The 19,382-nt window shown below is 64.6% G+C and carries 19 protein-coding genes; 6 read left to right on the top strand and 13 right to left on the bottom strand.

Annotation, left to right across the window (positions count from 1 at the left end; genetic code table 11):
* Window positions 1-7: 7 nt before the first annotated feature.
* Genes BJ6T_RS23430 through BJ6T_RS23410 form a run of 5 tightly spaced genes read left to right on the top strand, consistent with a single transcriptional unit; the run spans window position 8 to window position 4,945 of the window.
* Window positions 8-1,294 (top strand): ABC transporter substrate-binding protein, encoded by a 1,287-nt coding sequence (locus BJ6T_RS23430; protein WP_014494953.1) that lies wholly within the window; start codon window positions 8-10, stop codon window positions 1,292-1,294.
* Entirely contained in the window at window positions 1,291-2,211 is a 921-nt protein-coding gene (locus BJ6T_RS23425; protein ID WP_014494952.1) for a carbohydrate ABC transporter permease, read from the top strand. Before BJ6T_RS23430 ends, BJ6T_RS23425 begins: the two co-directional genes overlap by 4 nt.
* Window positions 2,204-3,061, top strand: a complete 858-nt coding sequence (locus tag BJ6T_RS23420; protein WP_014494951.1) for a carbohydrate ABC transporter permease — start codon at window positions 2,204-2,206, stop codon at window positions 3,059-3,061. The genes BJ6T_RS23425 and BJ6T_RS23420 overlap by 8 nt, the downstream gene beginning before the upstream one ends.
* Before the next feature lie 10 nt (window positions 3,062-3,071).
* Window positions 3,072-4,181: an ABC transporter ATP-binding protein gene (locus tag BJ6T_RS23415; RefSeq protein WP_014494950.1), complete on the top strand. Its 1,110-nt coding sequence runs from the start codon at window positions 3,072-3,074 to the stop codon at window positions 4,179-4,181.
* Window positions 4,178-4,945 (top strand): SDR family NAD(P)-dependent oxidoreductase, encoded by a 768-nt coding sequence (locus BJ6T_RS23410; RefSeq protein ID WP_014494949.1) that lies wholly within the window; start codon window positions 4,178-4,180, stop codon window positions 4,943-4,945. Before BJ6T_RS23415 ends, BJ6T_RS23410 begins: the two co-directional genes overlap by 4 nt.
* Before the next feature lie 83 nt (window positions 4,946-5,028).
* Here the strand turns inward: BJ6T_RS23410 and lpxB are convergent, their stop codons facing one another.
* From lpxB to lpxA, 3 genes are read right to left on the bottom strand one after another with little or no spacing between them, the layout of a single operon-like run.
* Window positions 5,029-6,222, bottom strand: a complete 1,194-nt coding sequence (lpxB, locus tag BJ6T_RS23405) for a lipid-A-disaccharide synthase (RefSeq protein WP_014494948.1) — start codon at window positions 6,220-6,222, stop codon at window positions 5,029-5,031.
* Window positions 6,219-7,076: an LpxI family protein gene (locus BJ6T_RS23400; RefSeq protein ID WP_039229355.1), complete on the bottom strand. Its 858-nt coding sequence runs from the start codon at window positions 7,074-7,076 to the stop codon at window positions 6,219-6,221. The genes lpxB and BJ6T_RS23400 overlap by 4 nt, the downstream gene beginning before the upstream one ends.
* A gap of 19 nt (window positions 7,077-7,095) precedes the next feature.
* On the bottom strand, window positions 7,096-7,890 hold the full coding sequence (gene lpxA, locus BJ6T_RS23395; protein WP_014494946.1) for an acyl-ACP--UDP-N-acetylglucosamine O-acyltransferase: 795 nt from the start codon (window positions 7,888-7,890) through the stop codon (window positions 7,096-7,098).
* A 262-nt stretch (window positions 7,891-8,152) separates the two neighbouring features.
* Here lpxA and BJ6T_RS23390 point away from each other — a divergent pair, with 262 nt between their 5' ends.
* A complete protein-coding gene (locus BJ6T_RS23390) occupies window positions 8,153-8,497 on the top strand; it encodes a KTSC domain-containing protein (RefSeq protein ID WP_028169464.1) in 345 nt (114 codons plus the stop codon).
* 6 nt (window positions 8,498-8,503) lie between these two features.
* Here BJ6T_RS23390 and fabZ read toward each other — a convergent pair whose 3' ends face one another.
* From fabZ to tsf, 10 genes are all read right to left on the bottom strand, one after another.
* The gene (gene fabZ / locus BJ6T_RS23385) at window positions 8,504-8,965 is read right to left on the bottom strand and encodes a 3-hydroxyacyl-ACP dehydratase FabZ (RefSeq protein WP_014494944.1); all 462 of its coding nucleotides are present in this window, start codon (window positions 8,963-8,965) and stop codon (window positions 8,504-8,506) included.
* Window positions 8,962-10,029, bottom strand: coding sequence for a UDP-3-O-(3-hydroxymyristoyl)glucosamine N-acyltransferase (gene lpxD, locus BJ6T_RS23380; RefSeq protein ID WP_014494943.1), 1,068 nt, complete (start codon window positions 10,027-10,029; stop codon window positions 8,962-8,964). Before lpxD ends, fabZ begins: the two co-directional genes overlap by 4 nt.
* 128 nt (window positions 10,030-10,157) lie before the next feature.
* Window positions 10,158-12,716 carry an outer membrane protein assembly factor BamA gene (bamA, locus tag BJ6T_RS23375; RefSeq protein ID WP_028169463.1) on the bottom strand — a complete coding sequence of 853 codons (2,559 nt, stop codon included), beginning with the start codon at window positions 12,714-12,716 and terminating at the stop codon, window positions 10,158-10,160.
* 174 nt (window positions 12,717-12,890) lie between these two features.
* Window positions 12,891-14,042 carry an RIP metalloprotease RseP gene (gene rseP, locus BJ6T_RS23370; protein WP_014494941.1) on the bottom strand — a complete coding sequence of 384 codons (1,152 nt, stop codon included), beginning with the start codon at window positions 14,040-14,042 and terminating at the stop codon, window positions 12,891-12,893.
* Between the two features lie 44 nt (window positions 14,043-14,086).
* Entirely contained in the window at window positions 14,087-15,310 is a 1,224-nt protein-coding gene (dxr, locus tag BJ6T_RS23365; RefSeq protein WP_014494940.1) for a 1-deoxy-D-xylulose-5-phosphate reductoisomerase, read from the bottom strand.
* Between the two features lie 4 nt (window positions 15,311-15,314).
* Window positions 15,315-16,157 (bottom strand): phosphatidate cytidylyltransferase, encoded by an 843-nt coding sequence (locus BJ6T_RS23360; protein WP_014494939.1) that lies wholly within the window; start codon window positions 16,155-16,157, stop codon window positions 15,315-15,317.
* On the bottom strand, window positions 16,154-16,912 hold the full coding sequence (locus BJ6T_RS23355; protein ID WP_014494938.1) for an isoprenyl transferase: 759 nt from the start codon (window positions 16,910-16,912) through the stop codon (window positions 16,154-16,156). Before BJ6T_RS23355 ends, BJ6T_RS23360 begins: the two co-directional genes overlap by 4 nt.
* A 93-nt stretch (window positions 16,913-17,005) precedes the next feature.
* Window positions 17,006-17,569: a ribosome recycling factor gene (gene frr / locus BJ6T_RS23350; protein ID WP_014494937.1), complete on the bottom strand. Its 564-nt coding sequence runs from the start codon at window positions 17,567-17,569 to the stop codon at window positions 17,006-17,008.
* A 63-nt stretch (window positions 17,570-17,632) separates the two neighbouring features.
* Window positions 17,633-18,349, bottom strand: coding sequence for a UMP kinase (gene pyrH, locus BJ6T_RS23345; protein WP_028151698.1), 717 nt, complete (start codon window positions 18,347-18,349; stop codon window positions 17,633-17,635).
* Between the two features lie 60 nt (window positions 18,350-18,409).
* A complete protein-coding gene (gene tsf / locus BJ6T_RS23340) occupies window positions 18,410-19,333 on the bottom strand; it encodes a translation elongation factor Ts (RefSeq protein ID WP_028169462.1) in 924 nt (307 codons plus the stop codon).
* Window positions 19,334-19,382: the final 49 nt, after the last annotated feature.

Genomic DNA, 19,382 nt, shown 5'->3' with positions numbered 1-19,382 from the left:
AACTGCCATGCCGATCACGACAACAAGGCGCCGTCTGCTCGCTGGGTCTGCGGCCGCACTCGCATTGCCGGCATTCGCCCGCGCGCAAGGCGCGGCCAAGCCGCGCCTGACTGCGATCTCGCAATGGTCCGCGGGCAGCGACGGCGCGGCGATCACCGCACTCGGCAAGAAATTCGAGGAGAAAGGCGGCGTCTGGCAGCACTCGCCCGTCCCCGGCTTCACCACAGAGATGATGAACAAGCTGCGCGCTCAGATCATCGCCGGCGATCCGCCGGCCTGTTCACAGCTGAAGGGCCCCGAGATTGCGGCCTGGTCGAAGATCGCCCCGACCGTCGATCTCGACGCCCTCGTCGCGGCCGCCGGCTACGAAAAGGTCGTCGCTCCGGACCTCGCAAAATTGCACAAGCCGGGCGGCAAGTGGATTGCGCTGCCGTTGCAGATCTACAGCACCAACATGCTGTTTCTCTCCAAGCGCGCGATGGATAAGGCGAAGGCCGACAAGGTCCCGGTCACCTGGGCCGACTTCAACGATCTCGCCGACAAGATGAAGGCGGGCGGCATCACCTACCCCATCGCCAACGGCGGCACCCGCCCTGATGACGGGCAGAAATTCGAGGCCTCTTTGGCCGGCATCAGTCCCACGGCATACCGTGCGGCCATCATGAATCTCGACAAGAAGGCCCTGGAGGGCCCCGAGATCAAGGCTGCCTTCGTCCAGGTCCGCAAGATCGCCAACTGGATGGACCCCAACGTCGGCGCCCAACCCTACGCCACCAATTTGAAGCGCTTCGTCGACGGCGACATGGGCATGATGATCATGGGCGGGTGGGCGCAGGGCGTGTTGCGCAACGCCGGTTTCAAGTTCGACGACTTCATGATCACGCCGGGCCCGAGCGACAATGGCAAGCCGGTCTTCCTGTTGAATGCCGACGCCTTCATCTTCTGGCAGCGCAAGGAGCCGGATCTCCAGGCCGGTCAGACGTTGATGGCCCAGCTCGTCATGGATCCGGCGATCCAGACCATGTACTCGCAGATCACGGGATCGATCCCGGTGCGCACCGATGTCGACCTCTCCGGTGAGGGCTGGTCGGATGGTCAACGGCGGACCGCGGCCGCGCTCAAGGACGCTGTCGCCAACAATCAGGCCGTCCTGAGTCTTGCGCACAACATGGCGCAGGAAAACGGCCTCACCGCCGCGATGATCGACGTGCTCACGGAATATGTGAAGAACAAGACGATCACGCCGGAGCAGGCGGTCACTCGCCTCGCCGAGGCCGTCGAGGGTTCGCGTTGACCGACACCGTCTCCACAGCAACGCGGCCGGCGACGTCTGATCTCGTGCGCCGGCTGCCCGAATATCTGATGATCTGGGTGCCACTGCTGTTGTCGGCTGCGCATCTCATTTCGTTTTCGCTGTGGACGATCTGGATCTCGTTCACCCCCTCCACGCTTGTTCCTGTCACGGGCTGGGTGGGTTTGCGCAACTACAACGCGGTCCTGGCATCGCGGAACTGGCAGATTGCCTTCGACAATCTGCTGCTGTTTGGCAGTGCTTTCGTGCTGCTGAGTTTGATCACCGGCCTTGTGCTTGCGATCCTGCTCGATCAGCGCATTCGCGGCGAGAATGTGCTGCGATCCATCTTCCTTTATCCGCTTGCGGTGTCGTTCGTCGTCACCGGCACGGTCTGGAGCTGGCTACTCAATCCCGGCATCGGGATCCAGAAGCTCGTCCATGACCTCGGCTGGACCTCCTTCCGGTTCGACTGGCTGATCGACCGCGACATGGCGATCTGGACGATCGTGATTGCCGCGATCTGGCAATCCTCCGGCTTCGCCATGGCGCTCTTCCTCGCCGGCCTTCGCTCCGTCGATTCCGACATCATCAAGGCCGCCCAGATCGACGGCGCCGGACCGGTCCGAACCTATTGGCGGGTCATTCTGCCGACGCTCTGGCCGATCACCATCACCGTCGTCGTCGTCCAGTTGCAGTTCGCGATCTCGGCCTTCGACCTCGTCCGTGCGCTTACCAATGGCGGGCCGGGAATTGCGACCCAGCTGCCGGCCCTCGTCGTCTACGACCTCATGTTCCAGCGCAGCCAGCTCGGCCGGGGTGCCGCGGCGGCGGTGCTCATGCTGCTCATCCTGCTTGCGGTACTGCTACCCTATGCGGCGTGGCGTTATGTCCAGCGAAGGCAGGCCACCCATGCGTGACCGCAGCTTCGCACCGAGCCGAATTCTGATCTATCTCGTCGTGACATTGTTCGCGGCGGCCTATCTCGCGCCACTGGTTGTTGTCGTCCTGAACTCTCTCCGCACCAACGAGGAGATCGCGCAGGGTTCGATGATCGGCTGGCCGCAACATTTGGCCTGGAGCAACTACGCCAAGGCCTGGAGCGGTTTCTGCGTCGCCGAGACCTGCGCCGGCATCCGGCCGTACATGCTGAACTCCGCGCTCGTCACGATCCCGGCGACGATTTTCTCGACCCTGCTCGGCGCTGTCGCCGGTTACGCCGTGTCGCTCTGGCGCTTTCGCGGCGATAGCTGGATCTACGGCATCGTGACCCTCGGCCTCTTCCTTCCCCAGCAGATGCGCCTGCTTCCCTGGACCATCGTGCTGCGGGACACCGGTCTCATCAACACGCTGACGGGCCTCGTGCTGATTCACACGATCCAGGGGCTCTCCTTCACGACGCTGTTCTGCCGAAACTACTATGTCGCCATTCCGCACGAGTTGATCAGGGCCGCACGCATCGATGGCGCCGGGTTCTTTCGTATTTTCTGGCGCATCATCCTGCCGCTCTCGGCTCCTATCCTGATCGTCACCGTGATCTGGCAGTTCACGCATATCTGGAACGAGTTCCTCTATGGCGTGACATTCACCACGGGCCAGCAGCAGCCCGTCACGGCCGCGCTCATCGCGCTCTCTGCCGCAATTGCGGACATTCCGCAGCATGGCGTGCAGAGCGCCGCGGTGATCATCGCAGCTCTGCCCACTTTGTTGATCTATCTCCTCGGCGGACGGTACTTCGTGCGCGGCCTCACCGCCGGCGCAGTGAAATGATGGGGTCGTCATGGCAGCACTGAGCATTCGCACCCTGTCCAAGCGCTACGCCAACCTGGAGGTGCTGAAGGGCATCAACCTCGAGATCGAGAGCGGCGAGTTCACCGTGCTGGTCGGGCCATCCGGCTGTGGCAAGTCCACCCTGCTCAACATCGTCGCCGGGCTCGATCGTCCGAGTGACGGAACGATCGAGATCGGCGGACGCGTCGTCAACGACGTCCCGCCCAAGGATCGCGACATCGCCATGGTGTTCCAGTCCTACGCGCTCTATCCGTCGATGACGGTGCGCCAGAACATCACCTTCGGCATGGAATGCCGTCACGTTCCGAAGACGGAGCAGGAGAAGGCGCTGGCGAATGTGGCTCGCCTCCTCCAGATCGAGCCCCTGCTCGGCCGCAAGCCGTCGCAGCTGTCGGGCGGCCAGCGCCAGCGCGTGGCCATGGGACGGGCGCTGGTGCGCGATCCCCTGCTCTTCCTGTTCGACGAGCCGCTCTCCAATCTCGATGCGAAGCTGCGCGTCGAGATGCGGATGGAGATCAAGCGGCTGCACCAGCGCATCGGCGCCACCATCATCTATGTCACCCACGACCAGATCGAGGCGATGACGATGGCAACGCGCATCGCCGTGATGCATCGGGGCGTGGTGCAGCAGTTCGCCGATCCGGACACCGTCTACCGTTATCCGGCCAATCTGTTCGTCGCCCGCTTCATGGGTTCGCCGCCGATGAACACCATGCCGGGGCGGCTCGAGGCCGATAGCGACGGACCTGTGGCCGTGGTCGGCGCGGGGCGACCGGACGAGGTTCGTCTGCGCCTGCATGGACACGACGGCGCGGCATCTTATGTCGGCCGCGACGTGGTCGTCGGGATCAGGCCGGAATGCATCGCCGAGGCCAGCCGCGTCTTTTCCGGCGAGGCGCCCGTCCTCGTCGACGCGCCGGTCGAGATGATTGAGCCGACCGGCGCCGAGACAATCGTGCTGCTGCGTCTCGGCGGCGAGACCGCGCTGGCGCGCATCACCCCGGATATCCGACCCGCGCCCGGCGCGACCGCCACCTTCGCGCTCGACACGCGGCGCATTTGCCTGTTCGACCCCGAGACGGAGCGGCTGATCGCATGACCCGGACCATCTATCCCAGCCTTGCCGGCCGCGTGGTGTTGATCACCGGTGGCGCCAGCGGCATCGGTGCCGCCTTCGTACGCGCCTTCGCGACCCAGGGCGCCCGTGTCGCCTTCCTCGACATCGATGCGAGCGCAGGCGAAGCGCTGGTACGGGACGTCGCGGCCACATTCGGCTCCGCTCCCCTGTTTGTGCCCTGCGACCTCCTCGACATCGAGGCCTTGCGCGCTGCGATGGCGCGGGTGCACGGATCGCTGGGCGATGCCGCAGTCCTCGTCAACAATGCCGCCAACGACCAGCGACAGGCGCTGGCCGAGGTGACGCCGGCCGAATTCGACTGGACGATCGCTGTCAATCTCAAGCACGTCTTCTTTGCGACCCAGGCGGTGGTGCCGCAGATGCAGGCGCGCGGCGGCGGCTCGATCATCAACATGTCGTCGGTGGCGTGGATCCGCGGTGCGCCGGCGCTGCCGGTCTATGCCGCGGCGAAGGCGGCGATCGTCGGCTTCACCAACTCGCTGGCCAGGTCAGTCGGCCCCGACCGCATTCGCGTCAACGCGATCGCGCCCGGCATGGTGATCACCGAGCGCCAGCGCCGGCTCTGGTTTCCGGACGAGCAGAAGATCTCCGAGCTGCGCACCCGCCAGGCGGTTCCCGATGCGGTGACGCCGGAGGACATCGCCAGCATGGCGCTGTTTCTCGCATCGGACGAGAGCCAGCGTATCACCAGCCAGTGTTTTCGGGTCGACGGCGGTCTCGCCTAGGACTGTAGAGTGGGCAAAGCGAAAGCGCGCCCATCATCTTTCCGCAACCGAGAAGGAAATGGTGGGCACGCTTTTTGCCTGCCCTACGAAGCCGTCTGTTGCCGCCGCCCCTTGCGCATCGTCGCGAGCACGATGTCGGCGGCGAGCACGCTCGGCGACTTGTTGCCGGTGGACATGATGGTGTCGAGCCGGGCGAACGCTTCGACCTGTCGTTTGCGCAGCGGCGTATCGGTGAGCAGCTCCGACAGTGCCGGAGCCAGCTTCTCCGGGACGCAGTCCTCCTGCAAGAACTCCGGAATGACATCCTCGCCGATCACGAGATTGGCGAGGATCACCGAGGAGACGCGGATCGCGCGGCGCAGGATGAAGGCTTCGATCGCCCCGACGCGATAGGCTGTGACCATCGGAATGCCGGACAGCGCGAGCTCCAGCGTCACGGTGCCGGATTTGGCCAGCGCCGCGCGCGCGGTTCGGAACGCGGCGCGCCTCTCGGTCTCGCCGACCACGATTTGCGGCTTGACCGGCCAGCCCGCGATGCCTTCGCGGATGGTGGCTTCGAGATGCGGCATGGTCGGCAGCTTCAGTTCGAAGGCGCGGCCTTCGGCCTGGAGCCGTCCGAGCGTCGCGCCAAACACATCGAGATGGTGCCTGATCTCGCTGCGGCGGCTGCCGGGCAGCACCAGCAGAACCGGCGGCTCGCCGTCGCGGCGCCGCTGCTCCTCCACGTTCGGGCGCAGCGACGGCAATTGCTCGATCAGGGGATGGCCGACATAGCTGCATGGCGGCCCGCCGAGCTTGCGGTATTCCTCCGGCTCGAACGGCAACAGGCCAAGCACATGATCGACATAGCCGAGCATGGTCCGCGCCCGTCCCGGCCGCCAGGCCCAGAGCTGCGGCGAGACGTAGTCGACGACCGGGATCGCGGGATTCTTCGCGCGCACCCGGCGGGCAACGCGATGGGTGAAATCGGGGCTGTCGATGATGACGAGCGCGTCGGGCGCGGCCTCCAGCACGGCGTCCACGGTCTGGCGGATCAGCCGCAATATCTTCGGCAATTGCTGCGCAACTGCGGCGAAGCCGACGATCGACAGCTCCTCGATCGGAAACAGCGTCTCGAGCCCCTCGCGCGCCATGGTCCGGCCGCCGACGCCCACGAACTGCACGCCGTCGCCGAGCCGCTGGCGCAACACCTTCATCAAGGCGCTGCCGAGCCGGTCGCCGGATTCCTCCGTCGCGATCAGGAAGATCCTTCGCTTGGGATCGCGGCTCTGCATCATGCCGTCAGGCCGATGACGAAGAGATATTTGGCGTCGGCGAGCGAGATCATCGCCTGCGGCTCGGCGGCGATGGTGTTGCCGGCGACGACGGCGATGCCGGCCAGTCCGGCGCGAGCGACGCCCTCCAGGGTACGCGGGCCGATCGTCGGCAGGTCGAAGCGCAAATCCTGCTCGCTCTTCGGTACCTTCACCAGCACCCCGCGGCCTGCCGCAGCGCGGATGCGACCTTCCTCGCGCAGGCGGGCCACGCGCGCGAGCAGCGCGTCGGTGCCCTCGATATCCTCGATCGCCACCACATGGCCGTCGATCACGACCGCGGCCTGGCCGATGTCGAACGGGCCGAGCGCGGTCAGCACCGCGCGGCCGCGCTCGATGTCGGCCTTGCTGTTGTCGTTCGGCCAGGCGCGGCTGATGCAGCCCTCGGGCATCAGCAGATCCGGCGCGACATCCTTGATGCCGACCATACGAAAGCCGCCTTGCTCGAGAATGCGCCCGACGCCGGACAACAGATGATCGTCGCCGCCGCGGAAGGCGCGGATGACGTTGCCGAGCAGGCGCAGTGTCGTGACGTCGAACCTTATTTCGGACAGCGCGGGCCGCACCAACGTGCCGATAAAGATCAGATCGCGGCAGCCCTCCTCGCGGAACAGCCGCATGGCGCGGCCGAGCTGGCCGACCGAGATCCAGCGATGGCGGAATTGCTCCACCCGCGTCGGATCGCAGGCGCCCCGCAGCGGGAACAGCACCGGCGTGATGCCGCGCGCGGCAAGCGAGTCGGCGACCGCAAACGGCATGGCCCCGCCGCCGGCGACGACGCCGACCGGCGACGAAATCTCAGAAGCCGCCGATGTCATGCCCGCGGCCATCCCGAAATCACTTCTCGATGGCGGGAAGACAGATCGGGCGATGCTTGCGCTTGCCGATGAAGTCGAGGATCTCGGCAATCGCGGGGTCTTCGCTCGCGAGCGGCTGGACCGCCGCGAGCCGCTCGGCGAACGTGCCGGGGCCGTGGAAGAGTTTTTGGTAGAACGATTGCACGGTCGCGCGCCGCTGCTTGGTGAACTGCCGCCGCTTCATGCCGATGAGATTGAGGCCTTCCAGCGCCGCATACTGGCCGTTGGCGAGGCCGAACGGAATGATGTCGTCGCGCACGCCCGAGAGGCCGCCGACCATCACATAGGAGCCGATGCGCGTGAGCTGATGCACCGCCGACAGGCCGCCGATATAGACGAAATTGCCGATCTCGCAGTGGCCGCCGAGCGTCGCCGAGGTCGCGAAGATCGCGTTGTTGCCGACCACGCAGTCATGGCCGACATGGCTGTTGTTCATGAAGTAGCCGTCGTTGCCGACGCGCGTCTTTCCCCCGCCCTTGACGGTGCCGACATTCATCGTCGCACCCTCGCGGATGGTGTTGCCGGAACCGATGTCGAGCGTGGTCGGCTCGCCCTTGTAGCTGAGGTCCTGCGGCGCGCCGCCCAGCACCGCGAAGGGCGAGATCACGCAGCCGTCGCCGATCGAGGTGTGGCCGATGACCGTGACTTGTCCGATCAGCTTGCAGTTTGCACCGATCACGGCATTCGGACCGATGATGCAGAAGGGTCCGATCTCGGTACCCTCGCCGATCACGGCGCCGTCCGCGACCCGTGCGGTGGGATCAATCTTACTCATCAAGCAATCTGACTCATCAAGAAGGTCTGATTATGTGTTGAAGTCGCTCGGTTTTCCGGTGGTTAGCGCGACTATGCCCGATCTGTCCAGTGACGTATCATCTCGGCCTGTTTCAGGCGCCGGATGAGCCGTCCGTCCTAAAGCACGATGAGATTGGGATGAATCGTCATCGCGCTTCAGGCTATTGTTCGAGCATGATCCTTTCGGATTTGCGGATCATGCTTTAGCCGTTCAACGCCTTCATGTGGAGCTTGAAGTCATCGTGGTCAGGGCCCTGGCAGTTCTGCTCGCACAGCTCGCGGCCGCCCCGATCGTCTCCGAGACGGTCGAGACCGGCGAACGCCGCTTCGTCGATCTCGGGACGTTCGAGTGCCGCGACATCACCCGCAGCACGGCGCTTCAGCGGGTCTGCTACGACCGCGCGCGGCAGGACCTCATCGTCGCGGTGAACGGCGCCTATGACCGCTATTGCGGCGTGACGGCCGACACTGCCGAGCGCCTCCTGGACGCACCGTCCATGGGCCAATTCTTCAACCAAAATATTAAGCGAGATGTCACAGCCGGCCGTTACGCCTGCCCGGCGCGCGAACGCTTGCAGAAGAGCTGATCCCGCTCAGTCCGTCAGCATGGCGCCAACGTCGGCTTCTGCAACGATCTGGCCGTTGACCTTGGCGTCGCCGTGAAACCACCACATCGTCTTGCGGCGTCCGATCGAACGCATGTGATATTCGATGGTATCGCCGGGCAGCACCGGCTTGCGGAACTTGCATTTGTCGATGGTGAGGAAATACACCGCGCGCGGCTTCTCGGTGCCCTCGACCGAGGTGATGCCGATCACGCCCGCGGTCTGCGCCATTGCTTCGATCATCATCACGCCGGGATAGACCGGGCGTTCCGGGAAATGCCCCTGGAAGGCCGGCTCGTTGAAGGTGACGTTCTTGATGCCAATGCCGCTGTAATCGGCGCGGATATTGATCACCCGGTCGATCAGCAGCATCGGGAAACGGTGCGGCAGCGTCCGGAGGATCGCGTTGATATCCACCAGCTCGAATTTAACAGGTGATTCCTCCGTCATTCCCGTCCCTCGTTCTTCGGATCGGCCCTGCTGTCGCGTACCAGGCGCTCCACCGCGATAATTTCCTTGAACCACTGCTTGGTCGGCTTGGCGAAAAAGCCGCCCCAGCGTCCGTTCGGCGGGATGTCGTCCTTGACGCCGCTCATCGCGGTGACCTGGGCCCCATCGCCGATCTTAAGGTGGTTGTTGATGCCAACCTTTGCTCCCAGCGCCACGTTGTCGCCGATCGTCAGGCTGCCCGCGAGCCCGATCTGGGCCGCCAGCAGGCAGTTCCGACCGATGGTCACATTGTGGCCGATCTGGACCTGGTTGTCGATTTTGGTGCCCTCCCCGATCACCGTGTCGCGCAAGGAGCCGCGATCGATGGTGGTGCCGGCGCCGACTTCCACATTGTTCTGGATCAACACGCGGCCGGTCTGGGGCACCTTGAGATGGCCCTCGGGGCCGAAGAAGATGAAGCCATAGCCGTCCTGGCCGATCGAGCAGCCGGGATGGATCAGCACGTTGTTGCCGATCAGCGCGCACTGGATGGCCGTACGGGCGCCGACATTGCAGTCCCGGCCGATCTTGACGCCGGGACCGATGATCACGCCGGCCCCGATCACGGTGCCGCTGCCGATCTCGACGTCGGGGCCGATGACGGTCAGGGGATCGACGATGACGTCATCCTCCAGCCGGGCCGAGGGATCGATGATGGCCGACGGCGCGATGCCGTCATTGCCGACCCAGGACTGCGGGCGCATCGCATCGCTGTGCCATTCCCGGGCGAGCCCGACAAAGGCGCGGAAAGGCTGGGCCACCCGCAGCACGGCCACATGCGCGGGCACCTGGGCCTCGAAGCGCGGACTCACCAGGCAAGCCCCGGCCTTGGTCGCCTTGAGCTCGTCGGCATATTTGAGGTTGTCGAAGAACGCCAGATGCATCGGGCCGGCTTCGTCGAGCGAAGCAAGACCGGTAATGACGTGACCGCCCCTGGCAGGGTCGACGAGCTGCGCCTTGGTCAGCGCTGCAATGTCAGCCAGCGCTGAGGCCGGCGGCTTTTTGAAGAAGGTCGGCTGCGCCATTCCACCCCATCGCGGTCCGGCTTCGGCATGAAGCGGTCAGACCGCATCATGCCTTATCTCACGGATTGAGCACGATCTTTCTGGAAACCGCCCCCAACAAGGGGGCGGCTCATGCCCTGCTGATCGAATTAGAACGAGGTGCCGCCGCCGAACCGGAACTCCTGGGTACGGTCGTACTTGCCCTTGGTGAGCGGCACGGCGTAGTCGAAGCGCAGCGGTCCGAATGGCGACTGCCAGATCAGGCCGACACCAACCGACGAACGGACGACGTTGCCGTTGTCATACACCAGGCCAGTACAGGTTCCAGCCGTGGGCGGGTTGATGGTCGACGCCGTGCAGTTCGAGTTCCTGGTCGTGGTCACCTCGTTGGTAAACGCCCACGTCGTCGGGCCCTGATAGTCGAACAGGCCACCCGCATCGGCATAAACCGCGCCCTTCAGACCCACTTCCTTTGGCAGGAACCAGAACGGCATCTGCAATTCGAACGAAGCGCCCCAATACTTGGTGCCGCCAAGCGCATCCTGCGTGCCAAAGGGATTCAAATCGCGCGGGCCGATGCCGTTCGGGGCAAAGCCGCGGACGAGATTCGGGCCCATCTGGAACTGATCCAGCATGCGGATCTCGTTGTTGCCGATCTTGTTCAGCATGCCGCCCTGAAGGTGGACGAGGCCGACGATGTCGGACACCAGCGGAGTGTAGTACTTCGCATCGACGACGGACTTCAGGTAGGAGACGTCGCCGCCGACGCCGGCGAAGTCCTGACGGAAGTCGACGAGCAGACCGTCGGTGGGGTTCTTGTTGTTGTCCAGCGTGTTGTAGGTCAGCGTGTAGCCCAGCGCCGAGGTCAGGGTCTTGCCGTTGGCAAGCTCCTTGCGGACCGGCAGCGAGGCTTCGCCGTCGGAGTAGCAGCCGAGGCCGTTGGTCGAGGCAGCCAGAGGAATACCAGTCGCTGCCGAGAAAGCCGGGCTCGGATTGAAAGCAGGATTGGGCGTCACACCATCCGCGAGGAACTGGTTGTTGTTACAGTTCGCCAGGTAGGACGGCAGCGTGATTTCCTGCTGGTAGATCGAGTAGCGCAGCTGGAGCGCCAGATCTTCACGCAAGGAGAAGCCGAGGCGCGGCGAGAAGCCGAGCGTCTTGGTGCCGTAGGAGATGTAGTTATTGGCCAGCTGCTGGCGCTGATAGAGGTCGAGGCCCAGCGCAATGCGGTAGTCGAGCAGGTACGGCTCGACGAACGACAGCGAATAGCCGCGTGCGTACTGGCCATAGGTCACCGACGCCTTGGCGAACAGGCCGCGGCCGAGCAGATTGCGCTCGGAGATCGAGACTTCGGCGAGCGCGCCGTCGGTCGTCGAGTAACCGCCCGAGACCGAGAAGTCGCCGGTCGATTTCTCTTCGAGATCGACGATCAGGACCACGCGGTCGCTGGAGGAGCCCGGCTCCGTCGTGATCTTCACGCTCTTGAAGTAGTCGAGGTTCTTCAGGCGGCGCTCGGCACGGTCAACCAGCGCGCGGTTGTAGGCATCGCCCTCGGAGATGTCGAACTCGCGGCGGATCACGTAGTCGCGCGTGCGGGTGTTGCCGCGGACGTTGATGCGCTCGATATAGGTGCGCGGGCCTTCGTCGATGTTGAAGACGACGGCGACGGTGTGCGCCTCGAAATTGCGGTCGCCGCCGGGACGGACCACGGCGAAAGCATAGCCGCGACGCGACGCCTCGATCTGCATTTCCTCGACCGACTTCTCGACCGATTCGACGTTGTAGAGCGCGCCGACATTGACGCGCGAATAGTTGCGCATCGTGGTCGGATCGAAGTTCGGAATGGAGGAGCGGAAGTCGACGGTGCCGACGCGGTACTGCGAGCCTTCCTCGATCTTGAAGGTGACGTTGAAGCCCTTCTTCTCCGGATCATATTCGGTGAGCGCTGCGACCACCTGGACGTCGGCGAAACCGTTCTTGAGATAGAAACGGCGAATCAGGTCGCGGTCGGCCTCAACGCGATCGGGATCGTAGATGTCGTTGCTGGCGAGGAAGCTCAGCAGGTTCGATTCGTGCGTCTTGATGACGTCGCGCAGGCGGTAGGACGAGAACGCGTTGTTGCCGACGAACTCGATCGACTTGACGCCAGTCTTGGCGCCCTCCTCGACCGTGAAGACCAGGTCGACGCGATTGTTCGGCTGCTCGATGATCTCGGGCGTGACGCGGACATCATAGCGGCCCGAGCGGCGGTAGATTTCAGCGATTCGCAGCGTGTCGGACTGCACCATGGCGCGGGAGAAGGTGCCGCGCGCCTTCGACTGGACCTCAGCGGTGAGCTGCTCGTCCTTGATCTTCTTGTTACCCTCGAACGCGATGCGGCCGATCACCGGGTTTTCCACAACGGATACGATGATCTGGCCACCGGAGCCGCGGTTGATTCGCACGTCCTGGAACAGGCCGGTCTCGATCAGCGCCTTCAGGCCGTCGTCGATGGCGCCCTGATCCAGGCGGCCACCCGGGCCCGGCTTGAAATAGGATCGGATCGTCTCCACCTCGACTCGGCGATTTCCTTCGACGGAAATCGACTGGACGGTCTGAGCAAGCGCAGACGAAGAGACAAAACCAGCCCCAACCGGGGCAAGCACCGGCGCGCCGAACAAGATCAGGGTTGCGAGCAAGCCCCCCCGGAGTCGCAGTCCAAACTTCATTGCGCAACGCGCCCTTATCAGTACCAGACCCAACCCCAACGCCGGTCCGGGAGATTCCCCAAGTTCAAAGCCGCTTGTAGCTAATTTCCCCGATGCCGCAAACGGCCGCTGACACCGCAATTTCAATTTCATTCCAAGACGTTGCTCATGAGCAACGCCACAAAAAAGCCCGTATCAGGAAGCTGCCATCCGCAAGATGTCGTTATAGGTGGCAAACACCATCAACATCAGCACCAAACCGAGCCCGATTCGGAACCCCATCTCCTGAGTCCGCTCGGACAAGGGCCGGCCCCGGACCAGTTCCGCCGCGTAGAACATCAGGTGACCGCCATCGAGCAGCGGGATCGGGAACAGGTTCAACAGCCCGATCGACACCGACAGCACCGCGCACAGGTTGATCACGAACTGGAACCCGGCGCTGGCCGCCTGCCCCGACATCTTGGCGATGCCGAGCACGCCGCTGACCTCGTTGGGATTGCCTTGTCCGACGAACAGCGAGCCTAGGAACTTGAATGTGCTGGTGATGATGAACCAGACCTGCTCGACCCCGATCTTGAGCGCTTCGCCGACGCCGACCGGCGTGGTCGAGGCCTCGCCGGCCTGGGACTTGTGCTCGACGCCGAGCACGCCGAGGCGGTGGCTGTTGCCAAAGGGATCCTTGCGCTCGAGCAGCGCCGGCGTCGCGGTCAGGGAGACGATGGCGCCGTCCCGCTTGACCTGGAAGGCAAGCGCCGAACCGGCATTCATCGCAACGATTCGCTGCATGTCGGCAAAGCTCTCGATCGGCTTCCCGTCGATCTGCACCACGACGTCGCCGATCTTGAAGCCGGCCGCGGCCGCAGCGCCGTCGGCGACGACGCCGTCGACGCGGGCGATCGTGCTCGGCTTGCCGTAATAGAGCGCCATGGCGGCGAAGATCAGCGCGCCCAGGATGAAATTGGCGATCGGTCCGGCCGCGACGATGGCGGCACGCGGGCCGACCTTCTTGTGATGGAAGCTGCCGGCGCGCTCCTCGGCCGACATGGCTGCGAGCGTCTCGGCCGAGGGGGTCGAGGCTTCGCTCTCGTCGCCGAAGAACTTGACGTAGCCGCCGAGCGGGATCGCCGAGATCTTCCAGCGGGTGCCATGGCGGTCGTTGAAACCGACCAGCTCCGGTCCGAAACCGAGCGAGAAGGTCAGCACCCGAACGCCCGCCCAGCGCGCGACCAGGAAATGACCGAGCTCATGGAAGAACACGACGATCGTCAGGACGAACAGGAAGGGAACCGCGTAGCCGAGGAGCCCATGGCTCAACGTATTGAAACTATGGACGAAAAAGTCGATCATCGAATTCCCTCATCCAGCGCCGCAAGGCCCTGGCCCCGTGCCATCTAGGATGCCTTTAAGGCAATTTGAGGCAATAGGGCGGCAGCTCTATTTCGCGCAACATGGTCAACAGAGATTGCATCGTCGGCGGACGTCAGGGGAGCCCGGTTCCCGCCGCGGATCCAGTCGTCCAGCGTCGCCTCGACCAGCCGCGCGATCGCGCCGAATCGGATCTTGCCGGCGATGAAGGCGGCGACCGCAATCTCGTTGGCGGCGTTATAGACGGTGGTCGCCCCCTTCCCGGTCCGGAGCGAATCGAAGGCCAGCCGAAGCCCGGGGAAGCGCTCGAAATCCGGCGCCTCGAAGGTCAGCTGGCCGATCTTGGCCAGATCGAGCTTGGCCGCCGGTCCCTTGATGCGATCGGGCCAGCCGAGGCAGTGGGCGATCGGCGTGCGCATGTCGGGCGCGCCGAGCTGCGCCATCACCGAGCGGTCGGAGAACTCGACCATGCCGTGGATGATCGACTGCGGATGTACGAGGACATCGATCTCGTCGGGCGAGAGCGCGAACAGATAGGAGGCCTCGATCACCTCGAGCCCCTTGTTCATCATCGAGGCGGAATCAATCGTGATCTTCTGGCCCATGCTCCAGTTCGGATGCTTGAGAGCCTGCTCGAGCGTCGCCTGCTCGATGTCGGCCGGCTTCCAGGTCCGGAACGGGCCGCCTGATGCCGTGATGATGACGCGGACGAGCTCGTCGCGATTGCCTGAGGCGAGCGCCTGGAACAGCGCATTGTGCTCGGAATCCGCAGGCAAAATGCAGGCGCCCGCCTTCGCAGCTCGCTGCATGAAGAAATCGCCGGCGCAGACGAGGCATTCCTTGTTGGCGAGCGCGACATGCGCGCCGCGATCGACCGCGGCCAAAGCCGGCTTCAGTCCGGCGGCGCCGCTCACGGCGGCCATCACCCAATCGGCCGGACGCGCGCCGGCTTCGATTACCGCGCTTTCGCCCGCGCCGCATTCCGTGCTCGTTCCCGCGAGCGCAGCCTTGAGCTCGGCGAACTTGGACGTGTCGGCGATCGCGACGTAGCGGGCGGAAAACTCCTTGGCGAGCTTGGCCAGCGCTTCGACATTGCCGTTCGCCGTCAAGGCTTCGACGCGATAGCGCTCGGGAGAGGCGCGCAGCAGATCCATCGTGCTGTCGCCGATCGAGCCGGTGGCGCCGAGAACCGTGACACTGCGGACGCTCGACGCCGCAGCCTTGTTGTTACGCAATGGGACCGCGCTCATATCCTCACCAAACCATAAGACCGCTTCCGGCGCTATGCACACCATGGCGGAGAAAGCCGATAATCCATGCCATCAGGATGGCGGCAACAAAACCGTCCAGACGGTCCATTAGCCCGCCATGGCCGGGAATTAAGTGACTGGAATCCTTGACGCCGAACCGCCGCTTCACCGCGGATTCGAACAGATCGCCCGCCTGCGATACCACCGACAGGATGGCGCTGACGAGCAGCAGTGGAACCGCCTTTCCGATCCCGCACGCCGCAAAGCCGGCCGCAACCAAAAGGCTCGCCGCAAAGCCACCGAGCGCCCCGGACCAGGTCTTCTTCGGGCTCACGCGCGGCCATAGTTTCGGCCCGCCAATGCTGCGTCCGGCGAAATAGCCGCCGATATCGGTCGCCCACACCACGAGCAGCACGAACATCAGCGCGGCGAAGCCGTTGACGAGATCCTGCCGCACCAGGATCGAGGCCAGCAGCGCCGCCGATGCGTAGGCGAAGCCGGTGGCCACCCAGATGAACTTGCCCCGCGCGATCAGCGTCACGATCGCGCCGCCGATGAGGCCGGTGATGATTGCGGTCTTGAGCGCGCCGAAGGCGACGCAGGCCCCCATCATGGCAATGACGATCGTCCCTGCCCCGGTCAGTGCGGCAGACCCCGCGCCCACCACCATCAGCCATTCCGCAAACAGTCCGATCGACACCAGCGTGACGAGAAGCGCCCACAGCCAGCCGCCGGCATAAGCCAGCGCGATGGCGAGCGGCGCCAGCACCAGCGCCGCGAGGACTCGCATCACCAGATTGCTCGGGGCAGGCTTCGCGCCCGCCGATGCGGCGTCGGGTTCGCTCACGAGGCGTTTTTCGCGACCAGACCGCCGAAACGGCGCTCGCGTCTGGCGAATTCGGCGATCGCGCCTTCCAGCGCCGCCTTGTCGAAATCGGGCCAGTGGATCGGCACGAAGACCAGCTCGCTGTAGGCGGCTTGCCACATCAGGAAGTTGGACAGCCGCTGCTCGCCGCTGGTGCGGATGATGAGATCGGGATCGGGAATGTCGGGCGCATCGAGATGAGCCCCGATCGTCTCGGCGTCGATCGTTTCAGGGGCGCGCTTGCCGTCTGCGACTTCCCGCGCGAGCTTCTGCGCGGCTTTCGCGATTTCCTGCCGCGAACCGTAATTGAAGGCGACGACCAGCGTCAGGCGCGTGTTGTCGCGCGTCAGCTCCTCGGCCTCGTTGAGGAGTGCGCAGATGTCGCTATCGAGACCGTCACGCTCGCCGATTATGCGGACCTTGACGCCGTCGCGGTGCAGGCTCGCAAGATCGTTGCGGATGAAGCGGCGCAGGAGACCAAACAGATCGCCGATCTCGCTCGCCGGGCGCGACCAGTTCTCCGAAGAGAAGGAGAAGATGGTGAGATAGCGGATGCCGAGCTCGTGCGAGGCACGCACGACCCGGCGCAGCGCCTCGACACCGCGGCGATGCCCTTCGGCCCGCGGCAGGCCGCGCGCGGCGGCCCAACGCCCGTTGCCATCCATGATGATGGCGACATGCGCAGGCGCGTCGGACCGGTCGGGTCCTTCGGTTGCTGGCGCGGCGGCGTTGGACATGAAGGCGGCCCTAAAGCATGATCCGGACAAGCGCGAAGCGGTTTTCCGAAAAGATCATGCGCGAACAATAACCCAAAGCGCGATGATCGCGCCTTAGACGGTGAGGATTTCTTTTTCCTTGGCAGCCAGCAACTGGTCGATCTCGGAGATGGTGCCGTCGGTCGCCTTCTGCACCTCGTCGGCGTGACGCTTCTGATCGTCTTCCGACATCTCGTGATTCTTCTCGAGCTTCTTGAGGACGTCGAGGCCGTCGCGGCGGACGTGACGCGCGGCGACCTTGGCCGCTTCCGCGTATTTGTGCGCGACCTTGACGAGCTCCTTGCGACGCTCCTCGTTGAGCTCTGGGATGCGCAGGCGCAGCACCTGGCCTTCGGTCGCGGGCGACAGGCCGAGATTGGAATCGACGATCGCCTTCTCGACCGGCTTGACCATCGACTTGTCCCAGACCTGCACCGAGATCAGCCGCGGCTCCGGCACGCTGACGGTGGCAAGCTGGTTGAGCGGCATGTGGCTGCCGTAGGCCTCGACCTGCACCGGGTCGAGCATCGAGGCCGACGCGCGCCCCGTGCGCAGGCCGCCAAGCTCGTGCTTGAGGGCCTGGACGGCGCCCTGCATGCGACGCTTCACTTCGTTGAGGTCGAAATTACCCGTGGCCATCACGTTTCTCCTTCAAAATCCCGGCGACCCACTCCGCGCCCCTCAGGCGCGACCGACGAGCCGTCAGCCGGCGACGACGGTTCCGTGGCCGCCGCCACGCAGCACAGCGCCGATCGAACCCGGCTCCGCGATCGAGAATACGATGATAGGCAGCAACGTCTCGCGGGCAAGCGCGAAGGCGGTCGCATCCATCACCTTGTAGCCGCCCTCGATCGCCTGCGAATGCGTCAGCCGGTCGAATCGCGTGGCGGTCGGATCCTTTTTCGGGTCGGCCGAGTAGACGCCGTCGACATTGGTTGCCTTCAGCACAGCCTCGGCTCCGATCTCGGCGGCCCGCAGCACCGCGGTCGTGTCGGTGGTGAAGAACGGATTGCCGGTTCCACCCCCGAGCAGCACGATCCGGCCCTCGGCAAGGTATTTGTGCGCCGCGGTGCGGGTGAACAGCTCGGAAATCTCTGGCATGACGAAGGCCGACAGCGTACGGGCCGGCGTGCCCTTGCGCTCGATCGTCGCCTCCAGCGCGAGGCAGTTCATCATGGTGGCGAGCATGCCCATGGTGTCGCCGGTGGTGCGCGACACCCCTTGCGAGGACACTTCGACGCCGCGCACGATGTTGCCGCCGCCGATCACCACCGCAACCTCGGTGCCGAGCTGGCGGGCGGCGATCAGATCGTCCGCAACCCGGTCGAGGGTCGGCTGATCGATGCCAAAACCCTGCTGTCCCGCGAGATACTCGCCGGACAGCTTGATCACGACGCGACGATAGACCGGATCAGTCATGAGCACTTTCCCCGTCCGGGCGCCGCTTCCGGCGGCAAGCCGGAAGGAACGTACCGGCGCTTACTTCTTGCCGCTGGCCGCTGCGACCTCGGCCGCGAAGTCGCTTTCCTGCTTCTCGATTCCCTCACCGAGAGCATAGCGCACAAAGCCCGCGATCTTCACCGCGCCGCCGACCTTGCCTTCGGCTTCCTTCACCGCCTGCGCCACCGACTTGCCGGTGTCGTGGATGAAGGCCTGCTCGAGCAGGCAGACTTCCTTGTAGTAGGTCTTGAGACCGGACTCGACGATCTTCTCGATCACGTTCTCGGGCTTGCCCTGCTGACGATATTTGTCGGCGAGCACGTCCTTCTCGCGCTTCACGACCGCCGGATCGAGGCCGGACGGCTCGAGCGCGAGCGGGTTGGTGGCCGCGACATGCATCGCGATCTGGCGACCGAGGGCCGCGAGCTCGTCGGCCTTGCCGGGCGATTCGAGCGCGACGATCACGCCCATCTTGCCGGCGCCTTCGACGACGGCGCCGTGGACGTAGCTCGACACGACGCCCTGCGTCACTTCGAGCGAAGCTGCGCGGCGCAGCGTCATGTTCTCGCCGATGGTGGCGATCGCATCGTTGATCGCGGCTTCGATCGTGACGTCGCCGACCTTGGCGGCCTTGATCTTCTCGACATCGGCGCCGACGTCGAATGCGACCTGTGCGACCATCTTGACGAGGCCCTGGAACTGGCCGTTGCGCGCGACGAAGTCGGTCTCGGAGTTGACCTCGACCACGACGCCCTTGGTGCCCTTGGTGAGCGCGCCGATCAGGCCTTCCGCGGCGACGCGGCCGGACTTCTTGGCGGCCTTCGACAGGCCCTTCTTGCGCAGCCAGTCCTGCGCGGCTTCCATGTTGCCGTCGTTTTCGGTGAGCGCGGCCTTGCAGTCCATCATGCCTGCGCCGGTGGACTCGCGCAGATCCTTGACCATCGCAGCTGTGATCGTTGCCATCATTGAAAATCCTTCTTGCCTGCCGGTTTGCCGCGGCGTGGCATCAAAC

The organism is Bradyrhizobium japonicum USDA 6 (assembly GCF_000284375.1).
GTDB lineage: Bacteria > Pseudomonadota > Alphaproteobacteria > Rhizobiales > Xanthobacteraceae > Bradyrhizobium > Bradyrhizobium japonicum.
This window is presented reverse-complemented; position numbering and strand designations above follow the sequence as displayed.